We start from the raw sequence: 9,060 nt of genomic DNA, 5'->3' as shown, positions 1-9,060 counted from the left end.
CTCAGTTTTTGCGGCCGCCCTGTTCGGCGGTGAAGGGGTGTTCTTCGCAAGCCTCACCGGCCCAGGTACCGTCTGGTTGCAAAGTCTTCCCTTCTCCCGCCTGGCTGGCAGGATGCTGGCTGCAGCACCTCAAGGCGGCGGTAAAGATGCAGGCGAAGGTTCGATTCTGGGTGGACTTGGCCGGCTTATCGATGGTGACTGATCACCAGCCGCGACCCAGTCACCCAATTCCCCTTTCGCGCCCCTGCAACTGGTAACGATGATGGAAACAAACCAAGGAATTTCGGAACAGGCTCGAGTAGAACAAGCCATCCGTAAAGCCGTGAAGACAGACGTAGCCTTGTCGCTTATCTGTCTGGCGCCTCTCGTCTCCCTGCTTTGGAAGGTTGTTCATGACGAACGATTCACCATTCCGACCCTGGTGCCCATGGCGCTTATGTACTGCTGGGCCATCGGGATGTGCTACTTGCTGCTGATCCGGAAGATTCGCGACAAGGGGCTGCGTCGATCGATCCTGCTGTTCTCAAGTGGGGCCTTCGCTTCGTGCTTTGTGCTCTCCTTCGTGGTTTTGCCCGCGATGCTGGCGGTCGGCGCCGCCCCCATCGGCACTTACCTGATGACGAAGTTGAGGGCTCGGTATTACTTCGAGCTCGACCTGCGCAAGGAGTTGGCAGGCAAAACCTCTGGCCAGGGGCTGCTTGAGGTCTGAGCGGCTGAACCAAACGATGACGAATTTGCGGATGAGGGTTGAACCGTGACCGACAGAAGCGCACCCCCTGCCGACCAGGCAGAAGTATTCAACAGGATCCTCGACAACTTGAAATGGGAGGAGCGCCTCCCAAGGGGGTTTGGCGGTCTCATTGAGAACCGTCTGCCAGTGGAGGGACAGTTCTTGATCACGGGCATCCACAACGGCCCGAAGCCCCACCGAATCGGCTATGTGGTGCAGATTCGCCGTAAACAGGGCCGGCTCGGCACAGACAACTATCTGCTGCGCCACGCTGATGGAACCCTGATGCAGCACTCCGATCAGTTCTTCGCGGCCGCGACTCCAGAGGAGATTGATGCGATTCGGCCGTTCTTCGGCGAGAACCTGCCTGAAACCGAGGACTACAGCCATGGTTATGACCTTGGAAGCCAGGAAAGCCGTGCGACGGGCTTCATCATTGAGCCGCCTGCAGGCTTCCAGCCTCGAGGAGGCGAAGGCACCAGCATGCGCGTAACCCAGACGGATCCGGATGGCCGCCGCTCGACCACTCACATTGCCTTTATCTAGATCGATCGCGAACGCGGCCAGGCCATGGCTTGCATATCCTGGGGGCGGCGCATCATGTCGGCATCATCTCCAGGAGCACCAATATGAACGCTGAACAGCGCAAAGCCGCTATCGCGAACCGTGTTCGCCGGGCTCGAAACCACAACCACCAAGCCATCCTCTATCGAGCCAATGGCGACCGGAAGAACGCTGGCCAGTTCGTGGGCAAGCGTGACGGCTACATGGCGATTGCCAGAGCCCTGAAGGCCGAGGCCTGGCACCAGCCCTGATATACGCCTTCACTGGCCCTTCTCAGGGGCCGTTAGACGCCCTGGAGTCGCCTCGCACTGGCAGATTGGGGTGTACTGGTCACCCGCGGCCAGCCTCTTTCCATCAGTACCCAGCGAAATAGGAGACCACCCCAGTGCAGAACCCAACCCCTCCAGCTGGCTGGCAGCTTTGCACCCAGCGCGATTGCGCTCTTCACCCCCGGTGGTCTCCCGGCTCCTCTGCCTCTCATTGGCACGCACCAGCGGAAGGGCAGTGTCTCACCGCACACATTGCTTACGAACCGGTTCCCGAGGTTGTCCAGGGGCGTCTACGCGACCTGATCGAAGCCCGAGCCACCTCGACTGATCTCGATGACGAGTTCCGAAGCCGCGGCCGCCTGGAAGGCTACCTGACAGCCCTGCATGACATGGGACTGATCAGCAGCAACCACCCCCTGCGCATCCTCAATCGATAGGTCAGAAGCAAGCGTCCCAGGTAGCTTCTGACGCTTGCAATTCCAGCGCCTGGGGCATCATTGCGACATCGAGTTCCGAACAGGCTTCGGAGCACCCCTGAGTCGCAATCCGAGGATCATCCCGAACATGAGCCTGACCGACCCTAAAGCCGTAGTTGGCCGCTCGCGCACCGGCTATGACCGTCCCGTGACTGTGAACGGAGTGTTGATGGGGCACGCCAGCTTCGCCAAGTGCTACCCCACAAGCTGGTGGAACTATCAGCCCGTTGATGGTGGCCGCCTTGAGCAGCATGCTGACCTGAGCCGTGTGCGCGACAAGGCAGTACTCATGTACAAGCGCCAGCAGGCCGCCGAGCCGCTTCCCCCGATCCAATCCCTCAAAGCATGCCCGCACTGCAGCGCAGACGGGTTTTACGTTGAGTACGAGGCCTCCGGGACAGTTTCTGAGCACCGGCTATTCAATGGCCAGCCTGCTGACAACACCAGCATGTACGGCGGTCTTCGGCTGAAAGCTTTGGCCACTGCCTTCTGCAGCAACTGCTTTAAGCCGATCGCGCGCTGGAATGAAGCACTGGACAACAAAGCCTACAAATAGGCAGTCCGGCTTCAGGACGCCATAACCGCACAGGTTCACCTCTCGAAGTGCCTTCGTGCGTGTTCGGCTTGCAGAGAGCACAACGCCCCTCTCAGGCTTCCTGCCACCGCCCTATCGGCCAGATGCGGTCGGCGTATGCCATCGCTGCCTCTTTCGTCTTGAAGCGCCTGCGCATGACCCTGGAGGGGTGGCCTACGTCGCTCTTGTCGCCGGTGATGTACGGCGGCCAGGCATGCCAATAATCGGCCTCTGGCTCGTCGTTGGAACCGTGAGGCTGAGCCGCACCAGCCATATCGCTGCGCGTCCAGCTGCTGGGGCGGAATTCGCGCCAATGGGAAGCTTGTTCGCTCATGAGCTTTTCAGCTTTGGTGATCTTGGCCTTGGGACTTCTTGAAGGCGCTCCAGGCATCAGCGGCGATGCCAGTATCACCAGCAGCACGCATCCAGCGCTGGCGCTCGGCGGTCGTGAGCGAGTTCCACCAGGTCATGCCCGCATGCTCGTCAGCTGAAGGCTGCCGATCCAGCTCCAGAGTTGCGTTAGCTCTACTTGTCATTAACCGCCTCTCTTCCCCCGGCACGCGCTGATCAGCGATGACGTTGGGCGAAGGTGCTTATGGGACTTAAAGAACCTGGTGCACCGCCCGCGAGGGGGACGCTCACCTGGCCCCAGACGTTTGAACCATTCTCCATAGGCCGTCTGGCCCTTCATGAAGAACTTCAAGCGCAGCTGCAGGTCTGGGTCCCCTTTTGGATCGAAAGGCCAGCCATCGGAGTCGACCCCAAAGGGGAAATTGTGAGATGCAAAGCCGATCATCGTGGCCGAATGCATGATTGAGTCTTCCGCAGTGGACATCAAGATCATTGTAACAACCCCAGAGCGAATGCCGCGTATCGCCATTTCGCGTGCCGTGTTAAAGCGCTCGCCTCCCGTGACACGACATGCCGATCTCGCGGACGCTGAGCCCATATCGGGCAACCCGGTTCTTCTCAGCAATGGTGCTGGATCTGTAGCCCTTCTGGCTGAACCGCCAGAGCTCCTCGGCCGTGAACCCGTATTGGTTCATCAGCCTCTGCTGAGTGCAGCCACACGTCCCGGCATCTTGCCGCCAGATTTCGCAGAGGCCCGCGAGTGTCTGTTCCACATTGTTTTCGGCCACCTTTGCTGCTGGTGCTGCAGCCAGAACGGAGCTGGAAAACACCATCATCGCCAGGAGAAATTTCTTCACTTGCTGCAGATCCTTGTCTTGAAAACCAAGGTCAGTCTGCAGGCCTAGTCGCCGCCGCGGCGCTCAATCTGCCCCAGAGTCGGACCCTGGGTAGGGTCGCAATTCCACTTTCCAGCACCAGCGGCGGTGACAGAATCAGGGAACACTCCCAAGACGAGCACTACACATGGACAACCAGGTCACGCACTTCAATCCAGACGGGGCTTCTACCTTTCCTCACATCGCAGCGGTCGAAATCCTGCTGGGCGGGGTCGGAAGAAGCATGTTTCCTGATGGTACGGAGCAGTTTCTGGAGGTTGTTGGCGAGACGGTGCACGTCTACTCCCCTCGCCTGGTACCGGCAGAGCTGGAGCGCTTCTGTCAGACCAACCTTGAGCGGTACCAGGCCTTCCATGAGGAGAATGAGGAGGCCATCCAGAACTACGAGTGCGTCCCGATGGCCCCTTTTGGGAGTGAGCGTCTTTAGCGGGGAGTGACGGAGAGGGTCAGTCGGTGATTTCGACTTCGACGTTGAAGCCAGGCAGATCAGGCTGAGCGTCATCCAGCGCCGCAACGACGTGGTCGTGGAACTCCTGTTCGCTCATGTTCATGTCGGCGAGTTCGTCGGCACTGAGGGAAACTTTCACAATCATGCTTTTTTCATCCGATTCATTGAGAAGGTTGGGGAGTGGCCTGCTGACACCTGCCGGCGCTTTCTGCCGCCGCTGCGAGGGCGCGTCTTGCGCTATCCCAGCTTCATCCATGGAGCCATATCCGCGGACGGTGCTACCGGGTTCCGGTCAGGCCACTCTCCGATCGCCTCGACGAAGATCCACAAACGCTAATCGACCACCTTGAACTCGTACACGTCGAGCCGCAGCTTGCTTCCGTCGCTGAAGACGTACACGCGATTGATGCAGCTGTCGCTTTCCATCGCAACTGCCAGCTCACGGGCCTCCTCAATGGCAGGAATCATGTAGCCGCCGTGTTTCTTGTGATCTTCGACGATTCGCTGCGCGGTATTCATCGGCGCCGAAGCCGGAGCGCAGATCTGGACAGCTGTCTCCGGCTGCTCTGCGTAAATCGCATCCACAGCCTCGACCTTGCCGTCACACTGTGGACACCCGGCGACATTGGACTCTTGAGATACGCCGCGCACAATGTGTGCCAGGCACTGATAGGTTGTGGGCATTCAGGTTAATCCTCGATAGGGCTTTAAGGCCTGCTCGCTAGATTTTCAATGAGGCATCCGCCCAAGTCGCAAACTGACCAGGGCCAACACACGCGAGATGGGATAAGCATCTCATCGGTACCAGGAAGTGCAACTGGGGTACGGACCTCCATCAAAAAGACACTTCGATAACGGTCGCTCGGCCATCCAGGGTCTGGAAGTCGCACAATCCCAGCTGCACCACTCGGGGTTGCTGGTGCGCAACAGCGACCTCTACTTGCTCGCGAAATGCTTCAATCTCGCGCTCAAGCGGTGCGCGGCCAGTAGCGGCCTCGATCTTCGCTTTGAAATCGCAAAGGGCCTTTTCTTCCTGGGTGGTGCTCTTCATGGGTACAGCCCCTGTTTTGATAATGGCCCCGCTACGCCGAACCTTTCGGACCCGCGAGCTCTTTCAGCGCTGCAGCCGCCTTCGCGATGCCCTTGCGCGCATTCCCCTTGCCCAAACGCATAATCAGCCCATGCAGTTCAGCGAACTCCTTCGGAGCGCCGTTACTCAGGGCTCCTGAAGGGTAACCCGACACCGGAGCTTCTTTCAGCACGCGCGGGGTGAACTCAGTAGTTCCGAGTGCATTGATTGCGACATCCCTGACGCGGACCGGCCGCAAGAGATCCTTCAGCGCGGTCTGGGCAGCCTCGGCAAGTGGCTTTAGTGGATCCGTATCAGCCCAGGTAGACATATCGGCACTGCGCATCAGCCTGGCGGGCCGCGCCTCGACTTTGCGATAGTCCTCGAACAGCGCCATGCGGAGCTCATAGGCCTTGCTACTGAGTTCGTGGAAGGGGGTTCCTGGCTGTCCCAGCTCTAAAGCCGATCCGATCGCCTCACGCCAATCAGCCACTTCGTGATCAGTGATCCCCCATGCTGGGTACACGTCCTCGTTGAGCATCCTGATCCAGTCCGGCATCCACTCGGGTAGTCCCTGCTGCTCGCGCCAGTCATAGGCACGCTTTTCCCACTCAATGCGGTCATGTTCATCGTGCTCACGCACGGCTTGCGCAACATTGTCAGCGACGAAGAAACGGAAGGTGATCCAAGTCGTATCGCCGGTGTAGGGCACGACCTGCAGGAGCATGTCCGGGTTGGGTGTCGTCAGGATGTATTTCGCCAGCTCCTTGTAGTCATCCCAGCCAACGTTGGGATAGCCGAAGCGGCGAAACATGTAGGCAAAGAGCGGCCCGTACTGGATAGATTCTCCAAGCACCCCGGTGATCACCGGATCTTCCACTGAGGGAAATCGCTCAGAATAGGAGATGTGGGACCTGAAGCAGAGCACGGTGTACATTTGACCGGCCTTGATGTTGCCAAGCTTCAGCTTGAATCGCGAAGTTGCTGCCACGGTTTCCTCTCAATCATCTCTCGATTTGGTGGCAGCGTCTCACGGAGCTTCAGGAATGCAACCTGGGCCAGCTGCAGAGTCGGCCCCGCGGCTACTTTGCCGAAGCGTGGCCAATGCGGCCGTACTCGCCCACTTCCTTGGCGATCTTCACAACATCCAATGGCGATGTTTGATCGGCAGCCTGGTACCACTGCCAAACCTGAGCACGGGTCTTCTGCCCGAACCTGGCTTCGATCAGCTCGAGGTACTCGAGGCCCTCCCTGGGGAATATCCGAATCACTGCGATGAGAAGCGTGCCCAGAGCAACACTTCCCAGGGTAAAGAGGCTCGGCAGCAGCATCGACTGGTACGGGGCGAATGCCCACGCAACGCAGCAAGCTACGGTCGCAGGTAGAAGGGCAGCTTTGGTGAACAGCGTGAACTTGCGCTTGGACGCGAGAAAGCCGATGACCATGTACAGGCTCCAGCGATCGACTTCATCCCCATCATGCTCAAGCACCCTGGCCACCGCTTCGGCTCTGAAAGCCCCACGATTCGGCAGGGAGACCAAAACGCCGTTTCAGCTTTGAGGTAGCCACCAGAAAAGGCTTGTGGACCCCAAAGAATCCGCCAGCGACCCCACCCACCAGAGCGATGAAACCATGGTATTTCGGCGCGACGAGTAAGCTGGTGATCCAAAAGAGCACGAGCATAATGACGATGGCCAGGACGACATCAAGCGCCCTCCCGATCATCTGCCCCCGAGGATTGACTGGGTTACTGGCTGACATATTGGTCTCTCACTCTTAGGAAAACGGCGGCGGAAGGTCAGTGATGACCGCGCTATGCCGGTTGAACTGCTCGAGGGTCGGCCGGATGTCTGCAATGGAGTCCGGGTGCACCTCGTAGCCCAGGTTGGCAACTTCCTTACTGAGCTTGGTGAAGGAGCCGCGGAACCCATTTTTCCGGCAGGAATAGCGGACGGTCCGGTAGCGGCCGCTGGATGGGCAGGCGTAGCGGAAGAGCATGTACAGGACGTCCTGGCGCCCGCGCTTTGAAAACTCGCGTAGTTGCAGGCCCACGATGGGGCTCATGATCCCCGGCGACATGCTCAGTGCGATATCGAACATCACCCGGTCACGAAGGAACCGCGCTCGCTTCAGCGCCCGCTCCTCACCGAACTCGTTCAGGCACACGGAGAGCTTGACCCGTTCGGTGCCCTTGCGAATGTGCACGCGGTACCCGGACTTCACGTCTTCGATGTAGCCGCGCTTGGCGGTAAAGGCGCTGTCAGCATCTTCCGCGAGTTGGACCAGGGCACCAGCAATGGTGGGCTTGTCCATCACGGGCGAGCACCGCGAAGACCGTCTCCAGGTCCTCAGGCGGTAGGGATGCCAGCTTCTCAATCGTGGTGAAGTAGACGGCTGGATCCACCAGGTGCAGAACCGCCTCCTGGAAGCATCTGTCCAGGCTGGATTGTGGCTTTGCCACACGTTCCATCTGCTCTTCAGTCATCAGACCGCGCAGCTCAGTCGTCTCGCAGGCCTGGTGCGAAAGGGGAGCGCTCAGCTCCGGAGAAGCCGACGCGTTGTTCAGCTCCCAGACCAGGCGATCTCGCAGGTAGCGCAGGCGCTGGTAGAAGCGCTCTTCGCCGAAGTTGTTCATGTTGACCCGCACGCTGCTGCGGTGGCCGCCCTGCCAGCGGAATCGCACTCGGCCAACCGGCGGGCTGACCTCGAAGTACTTGGTGGTGTGGCCAAACTCCAGGTCAGCAGCGGCAGCCATTTCTCGCATATCGCTGGCGCTGGATGGAGTTTTTGCGGATGTGATGATGGTTTTCGCCAGGTCGCGTGTCGACGGATTCATGTGGCGGAGCAGATCTGCCGGGCACTCGTACACGGCAGAGTCGACAAAGGACAGAACGACCGACTGGAGCATGCGCTCTTCGGTAGTTTGCGGTTTGGCGAGGGCTGCGATCCAGCCCAGGTCAACCTGAGTCATACAGCGGTTCCCTGATAATTTGCTACCAGGGAATGATGACAGCCGGGCTGGCTGGAATATGGCCAGTTCGCCCCCATGGTGGGGACAGTTGCTGGCGCTCGAAGATACTTCTAGCCCTTGTCGAACCCGTGAATTCGGTCGAACGCTGCCTTGGGATTATCCGCCGCCAGCTGGGCCAGCTCTGGGGCCAAGCAATGCAGTACGTTCCAGGCCTGTCGAACGGCCTTGTGGTTTTCCTTGAAGTACTGGATTGAAACCAACTCTTCAATGGCTGCCTTGAGGCGCTCATCGGTGAGCTCCGGTATCTCGGCACGCGGAACGTATTCGACGCCATCAATGATCACGGTCGGCATAGGCACCCCTATTGGTCGTCAGGCGGGACAAGGGCAAGGCTACCTTCAGTCACCAACGACCGGTAGAGCGCCTCCCCTTCCCACTTAAGCAATGCTCGCTGCGGGCTGTCAGGCCCCTGGAGCCCGTCTCTGCGGATAAGGCGCCGGACAGCGTCACGGTGCGCAGGACTCCAATCCTCTACCCGCTTGGGAAGAGTCCATATCAGCTGAGCTTCACGCCGCGCAAAGCCCGCCAGCCGCTCCCGTTCCGCTCGGGTGAGGAACGGAACTGCGGCGCTGAGCAACCCTTTCGCCTTGATAGTGACCCGCCCGCCATGCCCGGCCGGCGGAAGGTAAACGAGCACCCCTCCTGCCTCCCC

The 9,060-nt window shown here is 59.5% G+C and carries 18 protein-coding genes; 6 read left to right on the top strand and 12 right to left on the bottom strand.

What is annotated here, in order from left to right:
• The 5 genes from YA0848_RS28020 to YA0848_RS28000 all read left to right on the top strand — a co-directional run.
• Positions 1-202, top strand: a 202-nt coding sequence (locus YA0848_RS28020; protein ID WP_198731458.1) for an AIM24 family protein, incomplete at its 5' end; no start/stop codon positions are given.
• 60 nt (positions 203-262) lie between these two features.
• Entirely contained in the window at positions 263-709 is a 447-nt protein-coding gene (locus YA0848_RS28015; protein ID WP_086250766.1) for a hypothetical protein, read from the top strand.
• 45 nt (positions 710-754) lie between these two features.
• A complete protein-coding gene (locus YA0848_RS28010; protein WP_065327496.1) occupies positions 755-1,276 on the top strand; it encodes a hypothetical protein in 522 nt (173 codons plus the stop codon).
• 83 nt (positions 1,277-1,359) lie between these two features.
• Entirely contained in the window at positions 1,360-1,545 is a 186-nt protein-coding gene (locus tag YA0848_RS28005) for a hypothetical protein (RefSeq protein WP_065327495.1), read from the top strand.
• A gap of 582 nt (positions 1,546-2,127) precedes the next feature.
• Entirely contained in the window at positions 2,128-2,595 is a 468-nt protein-coding gene (locus YA0848_RS28000; protein WP_176707248.1) for a hypothetical protein, read from the top strand.
• A 91-nt stretch (positions 2,596-2,686) separates the two neighbouring features.
• Here YA0848_RS28000 and YA0848_RS27995 read toward each other — a convergent pair whose 3' ends face one another.
• The 3 genes from YA0848_RS27995 to YA0848_RS27985 form a co-directional block, all read right to left on the bottom strand.
• Positions 2,687-2,947 (bottom strand): hypothetical protein, encoded by a 261-nt coding sequence (locus tag YA0848_RS27995; protein ID WP_065327494.1) that lies wholly within the window; start codon positions 2,945-2,947, stop codon positions 2,687-2,689.
• A 7-nt stretch (positions 2,948-2,954) separates the two neighbouring features.
• Positions 2,955-3,149 carry a hypothetical protein gene (locus YA0848_RS27990; RefSeq protein ID WP_086250767.1) on the bottom strand — a complete coding sequence of 65 codons (195 nt, stop codon included), beginning with the start codon at positions 3,147-3,149 and terminating at the stop codon, positions 2,955-2,957.
• Positions 3,150-3,506: 357 nt separating this feature from the next.
• Entirely contained in the window at positions 3,507-3,821 is a 315-nt protein-coding gene (locus YA0848_RS27985) for a hypothetical protein (protein ID WP_065327492.1), read from the bottom strand.
• A 166-nt stretch (positions 3,822-3,987) separates the two neighbouring features.
• Between YA0848_RS27985 and YA0848_RS27980 the strand changes: the two genes are divergently transcribed.
• Positions 3,988-4,287 carry a hypothetical protein gene (locus YA0848_RS27980; protein ID WP_065327491.1) on the top strand — a complete coding sequence of 100 codons (300 nt, stop codon included), beginning with the start codon at positions 3,988-3,990 and terminating at the stop codon, positions 4,285-4,287.
• A gap of 19 nt (positions 4,288-4,306) precedes the next feature.
• On the opposite strand, the gene YA0848_RS27975 is transcribed toward YA0848_RS27980, so the two are convergent.
• From YA0848_RS27975 to YA0848_RS27935, 9 genes are all read right to left on the bottom strand, one after another.
• Positions 4,307-4,453, bottom strand: coding sequence for a hypothetical protein (locus tag YA0848_RS27975; RefSeq protein WP_198731457.1), 147 nt, complete (start codon positions 4,451-4,453; stop codon positions 4,307-4,309).
• A gap of 188 nt (positions 4,454-4,641) precedes the next feature.
• Positions 4,642-4,992, bottom strand: a complete 351-nt coding sequence (locus YA0848_RS27970; RefSeq protein ID WP_065327490.1) for a hypothetical protein — start codon at positions 4,990-4,992, stop codon at positions 4,642-4,644.
• Between the two features lie 151 nt (positions 4,993-5,143).
• Positions 5,144-5,359, bottom strand: coding sequence for a hypothetical protein (locus YA0848_RS27965; RefSeq protein ID WP_065327489.1), 216 nt, complete (start codon positions 5,357-5,359; stop codon positions 5,144-5,146).
• 31 nt (positions 5,360-5,390) lie between these two features.
• Positions 5,391-6,368, bottom strand: a complete 978-nt coding sequence (locus YA0848_RS27960) for a hypothetical protein (RefSeq protein WP_065327488.1) — start codon at positions 6,366-6,368, stop codon at positions 5,391-5,393.
• A gap of 91 nt (positions 6,369-6,459) precedes the next feature.
• The gene (locus tag YA0848_RS27955; protein WP_065327487.1) at positions 6,460-6,822 is read right to left on the bottom strand and encodes a hypothetical protein; all 363 of its coding nucleotides are present in this window, start codon (positions 6,820-6,822) and stop codon (positions 6,460-6,462) included.
• Between the two features lie 37 nt (positions 6,823-6,859).
• The gene (locus YA0848_RS27950; protein ID WP_065327486.1) at positions 6,860-7,138 is read right to left on the bottom strand and encodes a hypothetical protein; all 279 of its coding nucleotides are present in this window, start codon (positions 7,136-7,138) and stop codon (positions 6,860-6,862) included.
• A gap of 15 nt (positions 7,139-7,153) precedes the next feature.
• Positions 7,154-7,690 (bottom strand): hypothetical protein, encoded by a 537-nt coding sequence (locus tag YA0848_RS27945; protein WP_198731456.1) that lies wholly within the window; start codon positions 7,688-7,690, stop codon positions 7,154-7,156.
• On the bottom strand, positions 7,638-8,348 hold the full coding sequence (locus YA0848_RS27940; protein ID WP_198731455.1) for a hypothetical protein: 711 nt from the start codon (positions 8,346-8,348) through the stop codon (positions 7,638-7,640). Before YA0848_RS27940 ends, YA0848_RS27945 begins: the two co-directional genes overlap by 53 nt.
• Positions 8,349-8,458: 110 nt before the next feature.
• Positions 8,459-8,701, bottom strand: a complete 243-nt coding sequence (locus tag YA0848_RS27935) for a hypothetical protein (protein ID WP_065327577.1) — start codon at positions 8,699-8,701, stop codon at positions 8,459-8,461.
• Positions 8,702-9,060: the final 359 nt, after the last annotated feature.

The organism is Pseudomonas sp. S4_EA_1b, from assembly GCF_016307435.1.
Taxonomy (GTDB): domain Bacteria; phylum Pseudomonadota; class Gammaproteobacteria; order Pseudomonadales; family Pseudomonadaceae; genus Aquipseudomonas; species Aquipseudomonas rhodesiae.
This window is presented reverse-complemented; position numbering and strand designations above follow the sequence as displayed.